The organism is Mesorhizobium shangrilense (assembly GCF_040537815.1).
Taxonomy (GTDB): domain Bacteria; phylum Pseudomonadota; class Alphaproteobacteria; order Rhizobiales; family Rhizobiaceae; genus Mesorhizobium; species Mesorhizobium shangrilense.
This window is the reverse complement of record NZ_JBEWSZ010000001.1, coordinates 2,320,330-2,339,890: the sequence shown is the minus strand read 5'-3', so window position 1 is coordinate 2,339,890 and position 19,561 is coordinate 2,320,330. Positions and strand designations below refer to the sequence as shown.

The following is a 19,561-nucleotide window of genomic DNA, read 5'->3' as shown; positions in this document are numbered from 1 at the left end:
ACCTCTCCATGTCATGAACCAAGTCAGAAAAGCCGATCCCAACAACAAGACCGTTGCTGAGAACCGCAAGGCGCGGTTTTCCTATGAGGTGCTCGACACGATCGAGGCCGGCTTGGTGCTGACCGGCACCGAGGTCAAGTCGCTTCGCCAGGGCCAAGCCAACATCCAGGACTCTTACGCCTCGGTCGAAGGCGGTGAGATCTGGCTGATCAACTCCTATCTGCCGGAATATCTGCAGGCCAACCGCTTCAACCACGAGCCGCGTCGGCGCAGAAAACTCCTGCTCAACAAGCGCGAGATGGCCAGGCTGTCGCAGAGCGTCGACCGCGAAGGCATGACGATGGTGCCGTTGAAGATCTACTTCAACGACCAGGGCAGGGCCAAGCTCTTGCTCGCCGTCGGCCGCGGCAAGAAGCTGCATGACAAGCGCGAGTCAGAAAAGCAGCGCGACTGGTCGCGCGAGAAGGGCCGTCTGCTCAAGGATCGTGGCTAGGCAGGGCTCTTCGCTGGAAGGCCTGCCCATGCGCTATTGCCAAGCCTCGGCGGCATCGCCCTATCGCCGCCCCTGGCAGGGTTCGAATCTAGCTCTGCAGAAATGCCTTTATCTTACCGAAAACGCTAACGAACATTTCTTCGGTCAGCACACCGGTATTGGTGTTGTAGCGCGAGCAGTGGTAGCTGGAAAAAAGCGTGATGCCGCCTGCCTCCAGCTGCCCGCCATGCTTGAACGGATAGGCGGCGACGCGCTGGCCAAGTGCTCGCACGGTCGATTGATGGGCGATCGAGCCCAGTGCCAGCACGGCGCGCAGATTGGGGAATCGCGCGATCGTCGGCACCAGAAAGGTCCGGCATGTGGAGATCTCCGCACCGACCGGCTTGTTCTCGGGCGGCACGCAGCGCACCGCATTGGTGATCGCGGTGCCGACAAGCTCCAGCCCGTCATCCGGCCTTGCCTTGAACTCTCCGCGTGCAAAGCCATGTGAAATGAGCGTGCTGTAGAGCAGGTCACCGGCATAGTCACCGGTGAAAGGGCGGCCGGTTCGGTTCGCGCCGCGCACGCCGGGCGCCAGCCCGATGATCAGCAGTTGGACCGACTTCTCCCCCTCGGTCGGCAGGAAGGTCGGCACTGGTCCGTTGAACCAGGACGGCTCGCGCTGCCGCCACTCGGCAATGAAGTCGTGCAGGCGCGGGCAGAGCGGACAGTTGCGATCTGGCTCGGGCGAACCTGACAGGGGAACTGGCAAAGCCGGCGCCCTCAGTAATCGTCCTCGTCGATCTCGGCGGGTTCGGGCCGGCGCACCGGGCGCTCGGATGGATCGCGGCCAACTTCGTTCTTCAGGGTCATCAGGTCCATGAAATGATCGGCCTGCCGACGCAGATCGTCCGAGATCATCGGTGGCTGCGAGGCCATGGTGGATACGATCGAAACCTTGCGTCCGCGCCGCTGCAGCGCCTCGACCAGCGTGCGGAAGTCGCCATCGCCGGAGAAGATGACATAGTGGTCAACGACATCGGCAAGCTCCAGCGCATCGACGGTGAGTTCGATGTCCATATTGCCCTTGATTTTCCTTCGGCCGGTCGAGTCGGTGAATTCCTTGGCCGGCTTGGTGACGACCTTGAAGCCGTTGTAATCGAGCCAGTCGATGAGTGGACGGATCGAGGAGTATTCCTGGTCTTCGACCAACGCCGTGTAATAGTACGCGCGCAGCAGATATCCTCGTTTCTGGAAACTCGACAAAAGCTTGCGATAGTCGATGTCGAAGCCCAGTGCGCGTGATGTGGCGTAGAGATTGGCGCCGTCGATGAAAAGGGCGATTTTTTCACGAGGATCGAACATGGAAAATATCCCTTTTTTGGAAAAAAGCTGATTTCTTTAAAACGCCGCGACTACCAACCGGGTTTCGTAATAAATTGCCCAGCCGTCTATCGTTTCGAAATAACGCCAGTTCGGTGGCATTCCAAGGGCGTGTGGCCCATTGCAAGTAATTGTGATCGGCGCGAGATCGCCCGTGTGGAGCACTCGTCGGCGGGGCAATGGCCGTGGCGTTGCCATGATGCTTGTATTTTCGTGGCGTTCGGGTTATGGACCGCGCCTGTTTTCCATCAAATCCATCGCATGAAAGGGGCAGCTCATGGCCCGCGTAACCGTTGAAGATTGCATCGACAAGGTCGACAACCGCTTCGAACTGGTGCTTTTGGCAGGTCACCGCGCCCGTCAGATCAGCCAGGGCGCGCAGATCACCGTGCCGCGCGACAACGACAAGAACCCTGTCGTGGCACTCCGCGAGATCGCTGACGAGACCTTGTCGCCCGACGATCTCAAGGAAGACCTGATCCACTCGCTGCAGAAGCATGTCGAAGTCGACGAGCCGGAAGCCGATGGCGAGGCGATCGCCGACCAGACCGGCGGCGCCGTTGCGGCAACCGATGCCGACGAAGCCGAGGACAATGTCACCTTCGATCGCATGACCGAGGAAGACCTGCTGGCCGGCATCGAAGGCCTCGTCCCGCCGGAAAAAAGCGACGACTATTGATCCTTGCAGGGGCTGCCGACACTTTCGCGTCGGCAGTTTCGTGGCTATCTATGACATGCGCCGTACACCAGTGCGGCGCATGATTCATTTCAGCCCTGTGAGATTCCGCCCATGATGCGTCAGTATGAGCTTGTCGAGCGCGTCCAGCGCTACAAGCCCGACGTTAACGAGGCGCTGCTCAACAAGGCCTATGTCTACGCCATGCAGAAGCATGGCCACCAGAAGCGGGCCTCCGGCGATCCCTATTTCTCGCATCCGCTCGAAGTCGCCGCCATCCTCACCGAAATGCATATGGACGAGGCGACGATCGCGGTTGCCTTGCTGCACGACACGATCGAAGACACGACCGCGACACGGGCCGAGATCGACGAATTGTTCGGTCCGGAAATGGGCAAGCTGGTCGAGGGCCTGACCAAGCTCAAGAAGCTCGACCTTGTCTCCAAGAAGGCCGAGCAGGCGGAAAACCTGCGCAAGCTTTTGCTGGCGATTTCGGAAGACGTCCGTGTCCTTCTGGTCAAGCTCGCTGACCGCCTGCACAATATGCGTACCCTCGACCATATGCCGGAGGCCAAGCGCCTGCGCATCGCCGAGGAGACGATGGACATCTATGCGCCGCTGGCCGGGCGCATGGGCATGCAAGGCATGCGCGAGGAACTGGAGGAGATTGCCTTCCGCTTCATCAATCCGGAAGCCTATCGCGCCGTCACCGCCCGGCTTGCCGAAATCTTCGAGCGCAACAAGGATGTGTTGTCCGAGATCGAGAGGGCGTTGTCCGCGCTGTTCGAAAAGCATGCGCTCAAGGCCAGCGTGAAAAGCCGCCAGAAGAAGCCGTGGTCGGTGTTTCGCAAGATGGAAGCCAAGGCGCTGTCCTTCGAACAACTGTCCGACATTTTCGGCTTTCGCGTCGTCGTCGAGTCGGTCGAAGACTGCTATCGCGCGCTTGGCGCCATCCACACCACGTGGTCGATGGTTCCCGGACGCTTCAAGGACTACATCTCGACGCCGAAGCAGAATGACTACCGCTCGATCCACACCACGATCGTTGGGCCGTCGCGCCAGCGCGTCGAGCTGCAGATTCGCACCCGCGAGATGAACAAGATCGCCGAATACGGCGTTGCCGCGCATTCGATCTACAAGGACACCGGCGGCAAGACCAACGGCGCTGCCCACGCGATCTCGAAGGAAACCAACGCCTATGCCTGGCTGCGGCGTACCATCGAGCAACTTGCCGAAGGCGACAATCCCGAGGATTTTCTCGAAAACACCAAGCTGGAATTGTTCCAGGATCAGGTGTTCTGCTTCACGCCTAAGGGCATGCTGATTGCCTTGCCGCGTGGCGCCACGCCCATCGACTTCGCCTATGCCGTTCACACGGATGTCGGCGACACCTGCGTTGGCGCCAAGGTCAACGGCCGCATCATGCCGTTGATGACGGAACTGAAGAACGGCGATGAGGTCGAGATCATCCGCTCCAAGGCACAGGTGCCGCCGGCTGCGTGGGAATCGGTCGTGGTCACCGGCAAGGCACGTTCAGCGATCCGCCGTGCCACCAAGAATGCCATCCGCAAGCAATATTCGGGCCTCGGCATCCGCATCCTCGAGCGCGCCTTCGAGCGGGCCGGCAAGACCTTTACCAAGGAGAGCCTCAAGCAGGTTCTGCACCGGCTGGCGCGCAAGGACATAGAGGATGTGTTGGCCTCGGTCGGCCGTGGCGAGCTTGCCTCCACCGATGTCATGAAGGCTGTGTTCCCAGACTACAAGGACGAGCGCGTGACCACGGCCGCGCCCAAGCAGCGCGAGGAAGGCTGGTCGAAGATCCGCAATGCCGCCGGCATGCTGTTCCAGATTCCGGGGCGCGCCGCGCGCAAGGACAAGGACCAGCCGCGCGACGGCGCCGTGCCGATCCGCGGCGTGCGCGGCGACCTGCCGGTGCGCTTCGCGCCGGAGGGGGCGGTGCCCGGCGACCGCATTGTCGGCATCGTCCAGCCGGGAACCGGCATCACCATCTACCCGATCCAGTCACCGGCCCTGCAGGCCTTTGACGACCAGCCCGAGCGCTGGATCGACGTGCGCTGGGACATTGATGAGCGGACCAAGGAGCGGTTTCCGGCGCGTGTCTCGGTCACCGCCATCAATGCACCGGGTTCGTTGGCCGACATTGCTCAGGTCGTTGCATCGAACGACGCCAACATCCATACGCTGTCGATGGTGCGCACCGCGCCCGATTTCACCGAGATGTTGATTGATCTCGAAGTCTGGGATCTGAAGCATCTGAACCGGCTGCTGTCGCAGCTCAAGGACAATTCGAGCGTCAGCGATGCGCGCCGTGTCAATGGATGAGGGAAACGAGACTATGAAGACCGATGAGGTGCTGGATATTTTCCGCGAGGCCGGTGCGGTTCTCGAGGGGCATTTCATCCTCACATCAGGTCTGAGAAGCCCCGTCTTCCTGCAGAAGGCCCGGGTCTTCATGCATGCCGACAAGACTGAGAGGCTGTGCAAGGCGCTGGCCGAAAAGATCCGTGCAGCAGTGCCCGGCAAGATCGACTATGTGGTCGGACCGGCGATCGGTGGGCTGATACCGGCCTATGAAACGTCGCGTCATCTCGGCGTGCCGGCGATCTGGGTCGAGCGGGAAGACGGGGAGTTCCGCCTGCGCCGCTTCGAGATCGCGAAGGGTGCGCGCATTGTCATCGTCGAGGACATCGTCACCACCGGGCTGTCGATCCGCGAGACGATTGATTGTCTGCGCGATCTCGGCGCCGAAGTCGTGGCCGCCGCCTGCATCATCGATCGTTCGGCCGGCAAGACCCATGTCGGCGTGCCGCTGATCGCGCTCGCCGAGTACGAAATTCCGGCCTATCCCGCCGACCGGCTGCCGCCTGAACTCGCCGCGATCCCGGCGATCAAGCCTGGCAGCCGCAACATCTGAAGGAGGCGGCGACGTGATCGCCGGCATTGATCATTTCGTGCTGACGGTTCGCTCTGTCGAGGCCACCTGCGACTTTTACCAGCGGGTACTCGGCTTCGAGCGCGTCGACGCGCCGGGTCGGCCGACGGCCCTGGCTTTCGGCAGCCAGAAGATCAATGTGCACGAACTCGGACGCACCTTCGAGCCCAAGGCGAGCGCGCCGACGCCAGGCTCGGGGGATTTCTGCCTGATCACCGACCGGCCGCTCAGCGAGGTCCAGGCCAGGTTGACGAACAGCGGTGTTGTGGTCGAGGTTGGGCCGGTCGAGCGCATCGGTGCGCAAGGACAGATGATGTCCGTCTATTTTCGGGATCCAGATGGCAACCTTATCGAGGTCAGCCAATACCGGACGTAGCATCTTGGGTTTCGGCTGCGATGACAAATCGGAGCCTCTTCTCAAATTCGCCGCGATCATCCGATCTTGGATAGACGAACCTTACAAAAAATTATTGCTACCTGCGTGCCGCGAGGACGCCGTTTAGTTGTTGTTGGGGTTGGGTAGGGCTATATCAGTGGTGCGGTTGCCCTTGGTTGACCGTGGAGCGCAGGATCAGGGTCCGGTCGAAAAAATGACCGGCGCGCGTGCAGTAAACTGCCGGGAACAGGAATAGATTGCTTTTTCGACGCCGCAAACCTGATGGGCCTATCGAGCGTATCCGCACCTATCTGTGGCCACGCCGCTCCTTCTCGCGCTCACTCCAGTATTTTTCGAAGCGCATCCTGCGGCTGAGGGCAACGCCGCACGCTGTGGCGGCGGGCGTCGCGGCGGGCGTATTCGCCTCGTTCTTTCCGGTGGGCTTCCACTTTGCGATTGCCGCCGTGTTGTGCTGGCTGATCGCCGGCAACCTTGTGGCGGCGGCGCTCGGCGCGGTTTTCTTCGGCAATCCGCTGACGTTTCCGCTGTTGTGGGGAGCGTCTTGGGAAACCGGCAAGCTCATTTTGCACGATCGCCTTCCGCAGCATGGTCCACCCGCGCATTTGGGCGAGATGATGCACCACCTTTCATTTTCGCAATTGTGGGGGCCTGTCCTGAAGCCGATGCTGATCGGCGCGGTGCCGCTTGGGCTGGTTTTTGGCCTCCTGTTCTACGGCGTCACGCGTTGGGGCATGATCGCCTTCCGCGAACAGAGGCGCAAGCGACTGGCCGAAAAGTCGGCGCGGGCGAAAGAGCCGTCCCATCCAGCCGGCATCGGTTCCACTGCACGATGATCATTGGCATCGGCAGCGACCTGATCAATATCAGACGCATCGAAAAGTCGCTGGAGCGTCATGGTCAGCGCTTCATCCAGCGCATCTATACCGAGGTCGAGCAGGCCCGCTCCGAAGGGCGCAGGGCTCGGGCCGCCTCCTATGCCAAGCGCTTCGCGGCCAAGGAAGCTTGCGCCAAGGCGTTGGGCACGGGGCTCGCGCAAGGCGTGTTCTGGCGAGACATGGGCGTCGTCAATCTGCCGGGAGGCAAGCCGACCATGGCGCTGACCGGTGGCGCGATGGCGCGGCTTGAGAATATCCTGCCGAAGGGGCACAGTGCCGCCATCCACCTCACCATCACGGATGATTTCCCGCTCGCTCAAGCCTTTGTGATCATTGAGGCCCTGCCGGTCGAAGAAGCGCCACATTGATTGCATCTGACGGCCGGCATTGACGTTGCCCAGCGCGCGCCGAGACTCTATACCATCCAACGCACAATCGAGGACGACATGAGCGTGGCTGAAAAATCAGAGAAGAAATCCGGCGGACTTGGCGAGACAGTCAGCGTCATCATCCAGGCCCTGCTGCTTGCGCTGGTCATTCGCACGCTTCTGTTCCAACCGTTCTCCATCCCGTCCGGGTCGATGCGGCCGACGCTTCTGGAAGGTGACTATCTGTTCGTCACCAAATGGTCTTATGGCTATTCGCGCTATTCGCTGCCGTTTGGACCCGACATTTTTTCGGGCCGCATCTGGGGTTCCGAACCAACGCGTGGCGACGTGGTGGTGTTCAAATTCCCGCCCGATCCGTCCGTCGACTACATCAAGCGCGTGGTTGGCTTGCCTGGTGACAAGATCCAGATGAAGGACGGCCAGCTCTTCATCAATGGCGTCGGCGTGCCCCGGGCCAAAACCGGCCAGATCGACAATCCTGACATCACGGAGACAAACCGTCCGGTCGATGTCTATCGCGAGACTCTGCCGAATGGCGTCAGCTATGACACGCTCGATCTGACGCCGAACTCGATCGGCGACAACACCCGCGAATTCGATGTGCCGCCAGGTCACTATTTCATGATGGGCGACAACCGCGACAATTCCAGCGACAGCCGCTTCAGTGTCGGCTTTGTTCCCGCGGAAAATCTGGTCGGCCGCGCCAACCTTATTTTCTTCTCGATTGCCGGCAAGGCGAGCCCTCTCGAAATCTGGAAATGGCCGACGCTGATGCGTGCTTCGCGCCTGTTCCATTTTGTAAACTAGGTGATGGCCACGAAGCGGTTGTCGGCGGACGCACTTGCCGATGAGCTCAAGCGGCGCATCGGTCATACATTTGCCGATAGCCAGCGGCTGCAGCGCGCGCTGACACATGCCAGCGCCCGCAGCAGCCATGCCGGGGTCGACTACGAGCGTTTTGAATTCCTCGGCGATCGCGTTCTCGGTCTTGTTGTCGCGGACATGCTGCTGGCGGCGTTTCCGGACGCGGCTGAGGGTGAACTGTCGGTTCGGCTCAACGCATTGGTCAATGCCGAGGCTTTGGCGGAAATCGCCGAGGATATCGGCTTGCCCGAACTGATCCGTGCTGGCTCCGATGTGCGTGGCCTCGACGGACGCAAACGCGTCAATCTGCGCGCTGATGCACTGGAATCGCTGATCGCTGTGCTTTATCTCGACGGTGGCCTGGAGGCGGCCCGCGCCTTCATCCACAAATACTGGCAGTCGCGCTCGCAAGCCACCGGGGCTGCCCGCCGCGATGCCAAGACCGAGCTGCAGGAATGGGCACATCAGGCGGCAACCGCCGTGCCCGCCTACAAGATCGAAAGCCGCGAGGGACCCGACCACGATCCGCTCTTCACCGTCAGCGTCAAGGTCGGCGCTTTCCAGATGGCGACTGGCAGCGGGCGTTCCAAGCGCGAGGCCGAACAAGCCGCTGCCGCGGCACTGCTTGTGCGCGAAGGCGTCTGGCTTAATCAAGGAAGCGCTGCATGACCGCAACCGAAGACGCTGCTCCCGTACCGGAAGCAGCCGCCACGCATTCCGGCTTTGTCGCGTTGATCGGCGCGCCCAATGCGGGGAAATCGACGCTGGTCAACCAACTGGTCGGCGCCAAGGTGTCGATCGTCACCCACAAGGTGCAGACGACGCGAGCGATCGTGCGCGGCATCGCCACGCATGAGAATGCGCAGATTGTCTTCGTCGACACGCCAGGCATCTTCAAGCCGAAGCGCCGGCTGGACACGGCGATGGTGACCACCGCCTGGGGCGGCGCCAAGGACGCCGATATCGTGCTGCTGCTGATCGACGCCGAGCGTGGCATCCGAGGCGACGCCGACGCGATCCTGGAGCGGCTGAAGGACGTGCGCCAGCCGATGGTGCTGATCCTCAACAAGGTCGATCGGGTCAAGCACGAGGCGCTGCTGGCCTTGTCGGCGGCAGCCAACGAGAAAGTGCCTTTCAAGCGCACTTTCATGGTTTCCGCGCTGACCGGTTCCGGCTGCAAGGACTTGCTCGACTATCTGGCCGCAGCACTGCCAGCCGGCCCCTGGTACTATCCCGAGGATCAGATTTCCGACCTTCCGATGCGCCAGCTTGCCGCGGAGATCACGCGCGAAAAGCTCTATCTCCGGCTGCATCAGGAATTGCCCTATTCCTCGCATATCGAGACCGAGAAATGGGAAGAGAAGCCGGATGGTTCAGTGCGCATAGACCAGACCATCTATGTCGAGCGCGACAGCCAGAAGAAGATCGTGCTTGGCCATAAGGGCGAGACGATCCGCGCCATAGGCCAGGCCGCGCGCATGGAGATCGCGGGCATTCTTGAACAGAAGGTGCATCTGTTCCTGTTCGTCAAGGTGCGCGAGAACTGGGGCGACGACCCCGAGCGCTACCGCGAGATGGGGCTCGAGTTCCCGCGCTAGGCCGGGCTGCCTCACGAGGCCTCAGTTGGCGCGCGACCAGTTGACATTCTTGCAGACAAGGCCGCTAACAAGGCAGCCACGTGTCACGAGATTGGCCTTCCTGACCTTGACCTGGATCGAATAGGTCAGGTTACGTTTCGGATCGAAGGCCTTGCCAGCCAATGTGTCGGCGGATTTCGGCTTGACTGACATCACCAGTTTGTCGCCGACATATTCGCCACCGCTGGTATCCTTGATCCATAGATTGGTTGCGCAGATATCGGACCCACAGGGCGCGATACGCACTTTTGCATTGCCATCGCCGCGCATCCAGATGCCGCTGGCGTCAGGCTGCGAGGCAGCCACAGCAGCACCAGCCAGCCAGAGAACGCCCAACCCCAGAACGATCTTCCTTGCTTTCATGCCAACCTCTTCGCCACGTCTGGAAAAATACGCGGACGGTCCGATTGGAGTTTCGGCAAAGGATCTGTTTTTGGTGGTTCCGTCGATCGCAATGGGCGTCATGTGCCTGTATCGCGAAACTGTATCGCCACGCTGGCCGTTCCTGCAGCGGAACTGCAAAGCCTGCACAGGAGAGACGCTTGCTGAGAAATTACGCGATAGCCTATCTGGCCACGGCGCTCGTGTTCCTCGGCATCGATTCGATCTGGCTGACATTGACGGCAAGCCGGCTTTACAGGCCGCTGCTCGGTCACATGCTCGTCGATGGTTTCAACCTGGCGCCAGTCATTCTCTTTTATGCGATCTATGTTGGCGGTATCGTTTATTTCGGCATTCGGCCGGCCTTTGCAACGGGGAGTGCGGCGACAGCCACGCTTAACGGCGCGGTGTTCGGCTTCATTGCCTATGCCACATACGACCTCACCAATCAGGCGACCTTGAAGAACTGGCCGGTGCAGATAACCATCGCCGATCTCTGCTGGGGAACCGTCCTGTCTGGTACAGCAGCGACGTTGGGGTTCCTCATCGCCCGGTATCTTGCTCGGACCGCTTAGCGTTCAGCGGTTGTCGCGTTCACCGATCGAGCCTGCGACCAGCAGCCCGACAAAGGCGGTCAGCGTTCCCACGCTTGTCGCATTGAGCTTGACGAAAGCGGCATATTCCTGCGGCGTATAAAGATGCGCCGGCGCTCCATAGTGCCCATGCAGGAGCGTGAAGACCAGGAAGGCGGCGCCCGCGATGGTGAACCCGATCAGGCGTTCGCTGGGCCTGAAAACGACGAAGCCTCGACATGGGTGGCGATCGGATGGCCAGCCATGGCGCAGGCAAAATCGCCGTCGATGCACATCGAGCCGGCCGACCGGCGGCGTCTTGTTCTTCCAGCCAGGAACTGTATGCCGTACCGCGTCAACGGGTCCGGCAATGGCGTGCGCTCGACGGTGTCGATGGCGGAAGCGATCAGGTTCATGTCGGCCCACTCTTCGGCGTCTGGAGGGAGGATGTCGGCATTGAGGGTCCAGGCCAGAATGCGTTGACGCGGGCCTGATAGGCACGAAAGCTGTCGCCGCGCGATCGCAGCATGTGGATTCCAGCGGTGGGATGCCGGAGACGTGGACAAGCAGCCAGTACATGAAGGCCGGGCCGCAGAGCGCGATCCATCCCCATGGATAGGCGCCGCTGAGGTCGATGGCGACGACCGCATAGGCAATCCAGCCCAACCATTCAAAGAAGTAATTCGGGTGACGTGAAAGTGCCCAGAAGCCAACGTCGCAAACACGACCCTTGTTGGCGGGTTCGGCGCGGAACCGCGTCAGTTGTCTGTCGGCCACGGCTTCGCCGCAGATGGCGACAGCAAGGATGAGGACGCCCAGCCAGTCGCTGAAGCGAAGGGCAGGCGCGGGGTTATGCGCGGCGGCGGCGATGGCGATAACCAGCAAGAGCGCACAAGCGGCCTGAATTTGCAGGAACCAGAACAGGCGGCTGCGAAATTGGTTGCCCCACTCCTCGCGAAGCGCGGCATAGCGGGGATCGTCGCCACCTTTCCTCGTACGCGCGACAATGTGCAGACCGAGTCGCAGCGACCAGAGCGCCGCCAACCCTGCGACGACAAGCTGTCGGAGTGTCGGATGTTGCCACTCGCCAACAGGAAAGAGTGAGGCCGCAACGCCGGCGCCGCCGACCGCAAATGACCATATCGCATCCACCCATCCGGATTGTCCCCGGCGAATCGCCACGGCCCATGCGCCCGTCATAACGAGCGAAAGGGGGATGGCGATTGCGATGATCGGGGCGGCGAGGATCACGGAATGGTGTCTTGATCGATCAGGACGCGTTGTTCTCAGACCAGTAACGCGACAATGCTCCCACGAGTTTCGCTCTGCCGGCAAAACCCTTCGCCAATGGATGGCCAAAATCCATTTTCGACGTGCCGCAACGTCAGGCGGCAGCCCGATACAGCCACGTATGGTGACGGTGTTACATGCGGTATCCAGGCCGCATTCGCCTTTGGTTTTGTATTCTTTGTATGTCGAAATTTGGAGAAAACATTCCAAAATGTTGCCTATTTATGGAATTTGATTTTAATATTTGCTGAAATTCAGGAAAATTGTGTAGATACAAATTGCTTAGCCGAAGAAGATTATAGTAATTATATAGGAAATACTACGGTGTTCCATTTGTGCCATTCGTCTATTGTGACGTGATATTTGTACAACACGAAACTAATCTGTAAATTTTACGACGATTATTTTCTAATTTGTCATTGAAGGCTGAGGGTCGGTGAGTATGTTCGCCGCCGAAAGAGGGGCGCAATGCGAACCTTTTTCGACGTGGGGTAAGGCGGGGAATGCTGCTGTCAGCCACAAATTCCGAAGCCAAATTGTAACTATGACTGGAGAGGTCAGAAAATGAACATCAAGAGCCTTCTTCTCGGCTCCGCTGCGGCAATGATCGCAGTCTCCGGCGCTCGTGCGGCCGATGCTGTCGTCGTCGCCGAGCCGGAACCCGCTCAGTACGTCAAGATCTGCGACGTCTACGGCGCCGGCTACTTCTATATTCCTGGCACCGAGACCTGCCTGCGCATCGGCGGCTATGTCCGTTATGACATTGGCGTCGGCGATGCTGGCACGTTCGATGGCGTCAACCACGTTCCCGACCACATGAACCGCGGTGACACCCACTCGACCTACTACAAGAACACCCGCTTCACGCTGAAGACCTGGACCGGCCAGGAAACCGAACTCGGCACCTTGAAGACCTACACAGAGGCCCGCTTCAACTACGGTAACAGCAGCGCTGACTATCTCGGTGCAGGCAGCGACTGGCAGGGCCGCAACAAGTCTCTCTCTCTGCGTTACGCCTGGATTCAGCTCGGCGGCCTGCGCGTCGGTAAGGACGATACGGCTTTCGATACGTTCGTCGGCTACGCCGGCAACGTCATCCAGGACACGATCGTGCCGTATGGCGGGCAGGAGAGCAACGTCGTTCAGTACTACTTCGACGCAGGCAACGGACTGTCGGGGCTAGTCTCGCTCGAAGAAGGCGCTGGCAGCGTTGGCTCCATCGACAGCTACGTTCCGCATGTGGTCGGCGGCTTGAAGTACAAGGGTGACTGGGGTGCGATCACCGGCGTCGTCGCCTATGACAGCAACTACGAGGAAGTGGCCGGCAAGGTTCGTTTGGACGTGATTGTCAGCAAGGAACTGTCGCTGTTCGTCATGGGCGGCTATGGCTCGGACAACAACCTAAACGGTCCGACCAATGCCATCAATGCCAAGGGTCGCGGCTTCTACAAGCAGTGGGGCGGCAATTGGGCAATCTGGGGCGGCGGCACCTACAAGTTCAACAACAAGACGTCGTTCAACGCCCAGGTCTCCTATGACGACTGGAAGAACCTCGGCATCGCCGCCAACATCGCTTATACAATCGTGCCCGGTTATACGATCACGGCAGAAGTCGACTACCAGAATGTCGGCAACGACACCCCGCTCAATTCCGTATGGGCTGGTGCGACCAAGAAGAGCAACATCGGCGGCATTCTCCGCTTCCAGCGCTCGTTCTAATTTGATCTAACGGACCGCCCGCCGCCAGTCGCGGCGGGCGGTCCAGTCTCGTTTGGCCGCACCATTTCCAAACAGCCTCGACCTAGGCCTATCTTGATTTCGCCACCTAGGCGGTGAAAAGCTCTCGTCATGGAATGGCGCGACGAGGGAATCATTCTCGGCACCCGCAAGCATGGCGAAACCAGCGCCATCCTCGAGGTGATGACACGCGCGCATGGCAGGCATCTCGGCCTCGTGCGCGGTGGGCGTTCGCGCAAGCAGCAACCCGTCCTCCAGCCCGGCAACCGCGTCGACCTTCTCTGGCGCGCGCGCCTTGACGAGCATCTCGGCACGTTCCAGGCCGAGGCGATCGAGATGAATGCCGCGCGGCTGATAGACAGTGCCGTTGCCGTTTATGGGCTGCAGACCATGGCGGCTCATCTACGCCTTTTGCCGGAGCGCGATGCCCATGGCGGGCTTTATGAGACGCTTGGCGTCATGATCGCCCATCTCGACGATGCGGACGCGGCCGGCGAACTGGTGGCGCGGTTCGAGCTCCTTATCCTGGAAGAACTCGGCTTTGGCCTCGACCTCAGCCAGTGTGCCGCGACCGGCAGCCGAGACGACCTTGCCTATGTCTCGCCCAAGTCCGGCCGCGCCGTGTCGCGCGAGGCGGGAGCACCGTGGCGCGACAAGATGCTGGCGCTGCCCGCCTTCCTGCAGCGCGGCTCCGGTCTGCGCGCCGATCCGGCGGCGATCGAAGATGCATTCCGGCTTACAGGGTTCTTCTTTGTCCGGCATGTCTACGAGCCGCGTGCCATCGAGGCGCCTGGCGCACGGGCCGGCTTCCTTGCCTCATTGCGCAAACACTATGCATCTCACAAGGTCTTGACCGTAGAGGCCGCAACCGGGGAACGCGCAGTATGAGCGAGGTGGAACTTTATCCCGGCCGCGTCGCGATGCTCGGCCTCGGCACCATTCCGCATCGGGATATCTTGCAATACACCGGCATCGAGTTGCTCCAGCGCATCATCGACAACCAATACCCGGCGCCGCCAATCTCCTTCCAGCTCAACTTTGCCATCACCGAAGTGTCGCAAGGACGTGCCGTATTTCGCGGTATGCCGAACGAGCGTCATCTGAACCCGCTGGGTGGCGTGCATGGTGGTTGGGCCGCAACGTTGCTGGATTCGGCGCTTGGCTGCTCGGTGCAGACACTGCTCGAAAAAGGCGAGGCCTATGCGACGGCAGAATTCAAGGTGAATCTGACGCGGCCGATCACGCCAGGAACCGGCGAAGTGGTGTGCGAGGGCAAGGTGATTCACAAGGGGCGCACTCTGGCGGTGTCGGAAGCCACGCTGAAGGATGCCAGCGGCAAGCTGCTAGCCTTTGGCACCGAAACATGCTCGATCTTTCCTGCGGCCAATCTGGCGGTACGTTGACGTGACTGCGGGAGCCAGTCCGGTTTGGGGGAACCGTTATGTTTGAAAGCCTGATCGGCCTTGTCGCCATTATTGCGCTGTTCGTCATCGTCTCTCGTCAGCAGAGTCGAATCGGCTTGATCGAGCGCGAGTTGGGTGCACTGCGCGGTCTGGTGAGTTCGGGGGCGCAAACCTTGCCCGAAGCCAAGCCGGCGGCGCAGGCCGTGGATGTCGGCAGGCCCGAGGACGCGCCAGCGGCGGTTGCCGCGGACGCCGCATCGACACCCGCGAGCGAAACCGCTGCACCACAGGTCGCGGTGGTAGAGGATGAAACCACCGACGAGGCCGTGCCCGGACCTTGGAGTGTGACCGCGCCTGCGGCACCCGGACCTGTTGAGCCGGCTGCGCCGGCGAAGGCCGCCCGCCAGTCAGATGTCGAAACCGCGCTCGGCACGCGCTGGGCGGTCTGGGTCGGCGGCATTGCCCTGGCACTGGGTGGCCTGTTCCTGATCCGCTACACGATTGAAGCCGGGATTTTCGGCCCTGGCGTGCGGCTGACGATGGCCGCGATATTCGGCCTGCTGCTGGTTGCCGCCAGCGAATTCATTCGCCGCACGGGGTTCAAGGTGCCGGTGCAAGGCATTGCCGGCGCCTATATTCCCGCGATCCTGACGGCGGCCGGTGCTTTCATCCTGTTCGGCACCGTCTATGCCGCCTATGGCGTCTACGGCTTCATCGGGCCTGCGTTCGCCTTCGTGCTGCTTGGGGTCATCGGCATTGCAACGATTGTTGCCGCGCTTGTTCACGGCCAGGCCTTGGCGGGGATAGGCCTGCTTGGTGCCATTGTGACGCCGATGCTGATTGCCTCGCAGGCACCCAATCCATGGGCTTTGTTCGGTTATCTGGCCATCGTTCTCGCGGCAACCGGCGCCATAGCCCGTCTGCGCGACTGGGCGCTGCTGATGGCGGCGGCTTTTGTCGGGGTCGGCATCTGGACAATGCTCTACATGACCGATTCACCAGGCGCGAACCTGTCGGTCATCCTGTTCATCAAGGCCGTCACGCTCGTCGTTCTTGCCTTCGTGTGGCTCGGTCGCCGCGTGGAGCCTGAACAAGCCAGTGGTTTCGACTGGCCTTCGGTCGCCCCGGGCGTGTTTGTCGGACTTTGCGTTCTGGCGCTCTTTGTCGATCCAGCCTTCGCCATCGCCGGCGATGCCTTGCCAGGCGCCGTCCTGCTCGCTGCCATGGTGGCTGTCGCGCTCTACCGGACGCGAGCGGTGCCGCTTCTGTACGCCGCCGGACTGGTCGCCGTCATGGTCTATCTGGGCATCATACCGCCGACGGCCGTTGCGTCGGACTTTCCCGGCGGCAATCTCATCGTTAATGGCGTGGCGGTGGTCACCGCCGACACCCTGACGTTCAGGATCGGCATCGTCCTGGGGCTTTTTTTCATCCTTGCCGGTTTCTGGGCGGCCCGAGGATCGGCCACATCGGCGCCGGTTCGCGCCGCTTCCTGGGCCGCCTGGGGCGTCATCGTGCCGCTGGTGATCCTGTTTTCGCTCTGGTTCACCTTCGGCAATCTCGATCGCGATTTCGGCTATGCGTTTGGGGCGGCGCTGCTGGTGGCGGCATTTGTGGTTGGCGGCGAATGGATCGCAGGCCGCGAAACGCCGCCGAAGAAGGGCGGTGCTGCTGTTTCGTTCGCGCTCGGCGGCGCGGCTTTTGCAGCGCTTCTGATGCTGCATATGGCGTTCGGTTCCGGTATGACCACCATCATGATCGGAGCGTCGGCGGTCGTGCCGGCGCTGGCCACCCGTTGGCGTAACTACCCGGTGCTGGGCTGGATTTCCGTCGGTGCGGCCATCGCGGTGCTTTGCCGTGTGGCGTTTGACCCGACCGTGGTCGGCGCTGAGTTCCTGTCGACGACGCCAGTGTTCAACTGGCTTTTGCCGGGATATGGCATCCCGGCGCTCGCCTTCGGCTTCTCTGCCTGGCAGCTTGCCCGCACCACCAATGGCCGGCCGCGCCTCGCGATGGAGGCGGCCGCAGCACTGTTTGCGCTGCTCACAGTCGCCATGTTGGTGCGCCACGCCATGCATGGCGGCGTCATTACCAGCGGCGCGCCGTCCCTGGCCGAGCAGGCTATCTACACGCTGATCGCGCTCGGTGCCGGTGCCATCCTGATCGCAATCGACCGGCGTCAACCCAGTTCGGTGCTTCGCTATGGATCGATGGCGGCGGGCGTGGCCTCGGTGCTCTTCATCGTGGGCCAACATTTCGCGATGTTGAATCCGCTGTTCACCGACGAATCCACGGGCCGTATCCCGGTATTCAACCTGCTGTTGCTCGCCTATCTGCTACCGGCTGTCGCTGCTGGCGGGCTGGCGCTGTACGCCCGCGACAAGCGGCCGAAATGGTATGCGGCGATGCTGGCATTGGTGGCGGCGTTGCTCGCCTTCGCCTATGCCACCTTGTCGGTCCGGCGATTTTTCAAGGGCGAGTTCATCGGCTTCTGGAGTGGCCTCGGCCAGGTTGAAACCTACACCTATTCAGCGTTGTGGCTGGTCATGGGCGTCGTACTCCTCACGGCCGGCGTCTGGCTGAAATCGCAGGTGCTGCGCATAGCATCGGCGGTCCTGATTTCGGTCGCAGTGCTGAAGGTCTTCCTGTTCGATATGTCGGAGCTTGAAGGGGTGCTACGGGCATTGTCCTTCATCGGCCTCGGTGCGGTTCTGATCGGAATTGGGCTGTTTTATCAGCGTCTGCTGACCCGTGCGGCCAGGGAAAACGGATAATCGCATGGAAATCATGGGTTTCCCGTCAACGCGGGAATAAAATGGTCGTTTGCCGCGTTACACCATTGCTTGGGTGACCGGGGCGGCGGACCGCTTCGCGCTGGCCGCTTGCGCCGCGCCGAGAAGGCGCGTTCAATAGTTCCGGACTAGAGGCGACTTCAGAACCAGCGGTCATGGACGAGAAGAAGGCTGCAATCCTTGGTGAAATACCGCGTCTGCGTCGTTACGCGCGCTCGCTCCTGCGCGACCGTGATGCAGCCGACGATCTCGTCCAGGATTGCCTCGAGCGGGCACTTGTCCGGCTCGACAATTGGCAAACTGGAGAAAGCCCCCGGAGGTGGCTGTTTACGATCATGCATCATTTGTTCATCGACCAGATGCGCAAGGTAAACCGGCGCGGCGAGGCCGCGATGCTGCCGCTGGAAGCAGCCGAGGCGCTTGGCCAGCCCTCCGAGCAGGTGGGGAGCGTCGCTTCGCGCGAAATCATCGACGCATTGCAAGCGATCAGCCCCGACCGGCGCGCCGCGCTGGTGATGGTGGCCATCGAAGGATTTTCCTATGCCGAGGCCGCCAACATCCTTGGCGTGCCAGCCGGCACGCTGATGTCGCGCATCGCGCGTGGACGCGAGGAATTGCGCGGATTGCTGGACGACACAGCCCGCCGCCGGACGATAAGGATCGTTGAGAAATGATCCGGCGCGATTTTTCCGAACGTGACATCCACATGGCACTCGACGGCGAACTGCCAGCCGACGAACGCGTGGCTTACGAGACCTGGCTGGACGCCACTCCCGAGATGAAGGCGAAGAGCGCGCGCTACAGTGCTGACCGTGCTGCGCTGCGTGCCGCGTTTGCCGGTGTTCTGGACGAACCCGTTCCGGCGCGACTGCAAAAGGTCGTGCTGGGCGAGGCGCCGATCAAGGCGACCGCGCCGCGCTCGCGCTGGTGGCTCGCCGCGGCTGCCGCGGCAGTCCTCGCGGTTGGTGGTGTGGGCGGCTATCTTGCCGGTGCCGACGGCTTGGGTCAGGAAGATCCGGCGGAAGATCAGCTTGCCGAACAGGCGATCGCGGCTCATGTCATCTATGCCGCGGAACAACGGCACGCGGTGGAAGTGCCGGCAAGCGACAAGGATCACCTGCAGACCTGGCTGTCCAACCGGGTAGGCCTGAAGCTGGTGGCGCCGGACTTGACCGCGAACGGGTTCCAACTGGTTGGTGGCCGGCTCTTGCCGGCAGGCCAGGGTAAAGCCGCGATGCTGCTTTACCAGGACGACAAGGGCGAGCGCCTCTCTCTCTTCGTTACCGCCGAATCGTCGGAGAATGCCAAGGGTACCTACGCATCGGCAGAGGATGGCCCGCAGGCCGTCTATTGGCTGGACAAGGGTTATGGCTGCGCCGTTGTCGGTTCGCTGCCGCACGAGCGGCTGGCCGACGTGGCGAAGAGCGCCTACATGCAACTTGTGAACGGCCTGGCCAGCTGAGCAGAGCTGGCTTTTGCAAGCGACGATGCGTGCGGATAGCCATGCTGCTCGAATGCACACGGCATCGCGTTTCCCTTGTGGTCCGCAAGGATGCCCTTGCACGCTGTTTTTCCTGCGATCTCCGTACAAAATGCTTTCCGATTTTCGGGTTCGTCCACGGGGCCCGAACTGTCACAATTCGGCCCTAATCGAGGTGCGATAGCGCTTGATGATTATCGGCACTTCGGCTGATATCAGCAGTGTTTAGACAAGGGCGTTTCCACAACCCAATCGAGGTT

21 protein-coding genes and 1 pseudogene are annotated in these 19,561 nt (G+C 61.3%); 17 read left to right on the top strand and 5 right to left on the bottom strand.

The features are described from left to right. The first annotated feature begins 13 nt into the window (after nt 1-13). Nucleotides 14-493, top strand: coding sequence for an SsrA-binding protein SmpB (gene smpB, locus ABVQ20_RS11885; protein WP_354459684.1), 480 nt, complete (start codon nt 14-16; stop codon nt 491-493). An 88-nt stretch (nt 494-581) separates the two neighbouring features. Here the strand turns inward: smpB and ABVQ20_RS11880 are convergent, their stop codons facing one another. Together ABVQ20_RS11880 and ABVQ20_RS11875 are read right to left on the bottom strand one after the other, a co-directional pair. After that, nucleotides 582-1,244 carry a uracil-DNA glycosylase gene (locus ABVQ20_RS11880; protein ID WP_354459683.1) on the bottom strand — a complete coding sequence of 221 codons (663 nt, stop codon included), beginning with the start codon at nt 1,242-1,244 and terminating at the stop codon, nt 582-584. Between the two features lie 11 nt (nt 1,245-1,255). Further along, nucleotides 1,256-1,837, bottom strand: coding sequence for a LabA-like NYN domain-containing protein (locus tag ABVQ20_RS11875; RefSeq protein WP_354459682.1), 582 nt, complete (start codon nt 1,835-1,837; stop codon nt 1,256-1,258). Nucleotides 1,838-2,132: 295 nt separating this feature from the next. Here ABVQ20_RS11875 and rpoZ point away from each other — a divergent pair, with 295 nt between their 5' ends. The 9 genes from rpoZ to era all read left to right on the top strand — a co-directional run bounded on the left by rpoZ (nt 2,133) and on the right by era (nt 9,607). Further along, on the top strand, nt 2,133-2,534 hold the full coding sequence (gene rpoZ / locus ABVQ20_RS11870) for a DNA-directed RNA polymerase subunit omega (protein WP_354459681.1): 402 nt from the start codon (nt 2,133-2,135) through the stop codon (nt 2,532-2,534). A gap of 111 nt (nt 2,535-2,645) precedes the next feature. Then, nucleotides 2,646-4,874 (top strand): RelA/SpoT family protein, encoded by a 2,229-nt coding sequence (locus tag ABVQ20_RS11865; protein WP_354459680.1) that lies wholly within the window; start codon nt 2,646-2,648, stop codon nt 4,872-4,874. Between the two features lie 13 nt (nt 4,875-4,887). After that, nucleotides 4,888-5,466 (top strand): orotate phosphoribosyltransferase, encoded by a 579-nt coding sequence (gene pyrE / locus ABVQ20_RS11860; protein ID WP_354459679.1) that lies wholly within the window; start codon nt 4,888-4,890, stop codon nt 5,464-5,466. Nucleotides 5,467-5,479: 13 nt separating this feature from the next. Further along, on the top strand, nt 5,480-5,860 hold the full coding sequence (locus ABVQ20_RS11855; RefSeq protein WP_354459678.1) for a VOC family protein: 381 nt from the start codon (nt 5,480-5,482) through the stop codon (nt 5,858-5,860). Between the two features lie 257 nt (nt 5,861-6,117). Further along, nucleotides 6,118-6,714: a DUF2062 domain-containing protein gene (locus ABVQ20_RS11850; RefSeq protein ID WP_354459677.1), complete on the top strand. Its 597-nt coding sequence runs from the start codon at nt 6,118-6,120 to the stop codon at nt 6,712-6,714. Then, on the top strand, nt 6,711-7,124 hold the full coding sequence (gene acpS / locus ABVQ20_RS11845) for a holo-ACP synthase (RefSeq protein ID WP_354459676.1): 414 nt from the start codon (nt 6,711-6,713) through the stop codon (nt 7,122-7,124). Before ABVQ20_RS11850 ends, acpS begins: the two co-directional genes overlap by 4 nt. A gap of 78 nt (nt 7,125-7,202) precedes the next feature. Then, nucleotides 7,203-7,952, top strand: coding sequence for a signal peptidase I (gene lepB / locus ABVQ20_RS11840; RefSeq protein WP_354459675.1), 750 nt, complete (start codon nt 7,203-7,205; stop codon nt 7,950-7,952). A 3-nt stretch (nt 7,953-7,955) separates the two neighbouring features. Continuing rightward, the gene (rnc, locus tag ABVQ20_RS11835) at nt 7,956-8,678 is read left to right on the top strand and encodes a ribonuclease III (protein WP_227349534.1); all 723 of its coding nucleotides are present in this window, start codon (nt 7,956-7,958) and stop codon (nt 8,676-8,678) included. Then, nucleotides 8,675-9,607, top strand: coding sequence for a GTPase Era (era, locus tag ABVQ20_RS11830; RefSeq protein WP_354459674.1), 933 nt, complete (start codon nt 8,675-8,677; stop codon nt 9,605-9,607). Before rnc ends, era begins: the two co-directional genes overlap by 4 nt. A 21-nt stretch (nt 9,608-9,628) precedes the next feature. Here era and ABVQ20_RS11825 read toward each other — a convergent pair whose 3' ends face one another. Then, a complete protein-coding gene (locus ABVQ20_RS11825; protein WP_354459673.1) occupies nt 9,629-10,009 on the bottom strand; it encodes a DUF2147 domain-containing protein in 381 nt (126 codons plus the stop codon). Nucleotides 10,010-10,191: 182 nt separating this feature from the next. Between ABVQ20_RS11825 and ABVQ20_RS11820 the strand changes: the two genes are divergently transcribed. Further along, nucleotides 10,192-10,602 carry a DUF2177 family protein gene (locus ABVQ20_RS11820; RefSeq protein ID WP_354462163.1) on the top strand — a complete coding sequence of 137 codons (411 nt, stop codon included), beginning with the start codon at nt 10,192-10,194 and terminating at the stop codon, nt 10,600-10,602. 197 nt (nt 10,603-10,799) lie between these two features. Here the strand turns inward: ABVQ20_RS11820 and ABVQ20_RS11815 are convergent, their stop codons facing one another. Continuing rightward, nucleotides 10,800-11,015: a hypothetical protein gene (locus tag ABVQ20_RS11815; protein WP_354459672.1), complete on the bottom strand. Its 216-nt coding sequence runs from the start codon at nt 11,013-11,015 to the stop codon at nt 10,800-10,802. Beyond that, nucleotides 11,012-11,799 (bottom strand): annotated as a pseudogene (locus ABVQ20_RS11810) (DUF1295 domain-containing protein). The gene ABVQ20_RS11815 and the pseudogene ABVQ20_RS11810 overlap by 4 nt, the downstream one beginning before the upstream one ends. Before the next feature lie 654 nt (nt 11,800-12,453). Between ABVQ20_RS11810 and ABVQ20_RS11805 the strand changes: the two are divergent. The 6 genes from ABVQ20_RS11805 (at nt 12,454) to ABVQ20_RS11780 (ending at nt 19,283) form a co-directional block, all read left to right on the top strand. Then, nucleotides 12,454-13,608, top strand: a complete 1,155-nt coding sequence (locus ABVQ20_RS11805; protein WP_354459671.1) for a porin — start codon at nt 12,454-12,456, stop codon at nt 13,606-13,608. Between the two features lie 129 nt (nt 13,609-13,737). Then, on the top strand, nt 13,738-14,514 hold the full coding sequence (recO, locus tag ABVQ20_RS11800; protein ID WP_354459670.1) for a DNA repair protein RecO: 777 nt from the start codon (nt 13,738-13,740) through the stop codon (nt 14,512-14,514). Continuing rightward, on the top strand, nt 14,511-15,029 hold the full coding sequence (locus tag ABVQ20_RS11795) for a PaaI family thioesterase (RefSeq protein ID WP_354459669.1): 519 nt from the start codon (nt 14,511-14,513) through the stop codon (nt 15,027-15,029). Before recO ends, ABVQ20_RS11795 begins: the two co-directional genes overlap by 4 nt. Nucleotides 15,030-15,067: 38 nt before the next feature. Continuing rightward, nucleotides 15,068-17,803: a DUF2339 domain-containing protein gene (locus ABVQ20_RS11790; protein ID WP_354459668.1), complete on the top strand. Its 2,736-nt coding sequence runs from the start codon at nt 15,068-15,070 to the stop codon at nt 17,801-17,803. 173 nt (nt 17,804-17,976) lie between these two features. Continuing rightward, a complete protein-coding gene (locus ABVQ20_RS11785; RefSeq protein ID WP_354459667.1) occupies nt 17,977-18,495 on the top strand; it encodes a sigma-70 family RNA polymerase sigma factor in 519 nt (172 codons plus the stop codon). Further along, nucleotides 18,492-19,283, top strand: coding sequence for an anti-sigma factor family protein (locus tag ABVQ20_RS11780; protein ID WP_354459666.1), 792 nt, complete (start codon nt 18,492-18,494; stop codon nt 19,281-19,283). Before ABVQ20_RS11785 ends, ABVQ20_RS11780 begins: the two co-directional genes overlap by 4 nt. Nucleotides 19,284-19,561: the final 278 nt, after the last annotated feature.

Coding starts and splice junctions, on each gene's coding strand:
- smpB (WP_354459684.1), top strand. CDS start 14: ATGAACCAAGTCAGAAAAGCCGATCCCAACAACAAGACCGTTGCTGAG.
- ABVQ20_RS11875 (WP_354459682.1), bottom strand. CDS start 1,837: ATGTTCGATCCTCGTGAAAAAATCGCCCTTTTCATCGACGGCGCCAAT.
- rpoZ (WP_354459681.1), top strand. CDS start 2,133: ATGGCCCGCGTAACCGTTGAAGATTGCATCGACAAGGTCGACAACCGC.
- ABVQ20_RS11865 (WP_354459680.1), top strand. CDS start 2,646: ATGATGCGTCAGTATGAGCTTGTCGAGCGCGTCCAGCGCTACAAGCCC.
- pyrE (WP_354459679.1), top strand. CDS start 4,888: ATGAAGACCGATGAGGTGCTGGATATTTTCCGCGAGGCCGGTGCGGTT.
- acpS (WP_354459676.1), top strand. CDS start 6,711: ATGATCATTGGCATCGGCAGCGACCTGATCAATATCAGACGCATCGAA.
- lepB (WP_354459675.1), top strand. CDS start 7,203: ATGAGCGTGGCTGAAAAATCAGAGAAGAAATCCGGCGGACTTGGCGAG.
- rnc (WP_227349534.1), top strand. CDS start 7,956: ATGGCCACGAAGCGGTTGTCGGCGGACGCACTTGCCGATGAGCTCAAG.
- era (WP_354459674.1), top strand. CDS start 8,675: ATGACCGCAACCGAAGACGCTGCTCCCGTACCGGAAGCAGCCGCCACG.
- ABVQ20_RS11825 (WP_354459673.1), bottom strand. CDS start 10,009: ATGAAAGCAAGGAAGATCGTTCTGGGGTTGGGCGTTCTCTGGCTGGCT.
- ABVQ20_RS11815 (WP_354459672.1), bottom strand. CDS start 11,015: ATGAACCTGATCGCTTCCGCCATCGACACCGTCGAGCGCACGCCATTG.
- ABVQ20_RS11805 (WP_354459671.1), top strand. CDS start 12,454: ATGAACATCAAGAGCCTTCTTCTCGGCTCCGCTGCGGCAATGATCGCA.
- recO (WP_354459670.1), top strand. CDS start 13,738: ATGGAATGGCGCGACGAGGGAATCATTCTCGGCACCCGCAAGCATGGC.
- ABVQ20_RS11795 (WP_354459669.1), top strand. CDS start 14,511: ATGAGCGAGGTGGAACTTTATCCCGGCCGCGTCGCGATGCTCGGCCTC.
- ABVQ20_RS11790 (WP_354459668.1), top strand. CDS start 15,068: ATGTTTGAAAGCCTGATCGGCCTTGTCGCCATTATTGCGCTGTTCGTC.
- ABVQ20_RS11785 (WP_354459667.1), top strand. CDS start 17,977: ATGGACGAGAAGAAGGCTGCAATCCTTGGTGAAATACCGCGTCTGCGT.
- ABVQ20_RS11780 (WP_354459666.1), top strand. CDS start 18,492: ATGATCCGGCGCGATTTTTCCGAACGTGACATCCACATGGCACTCGAC.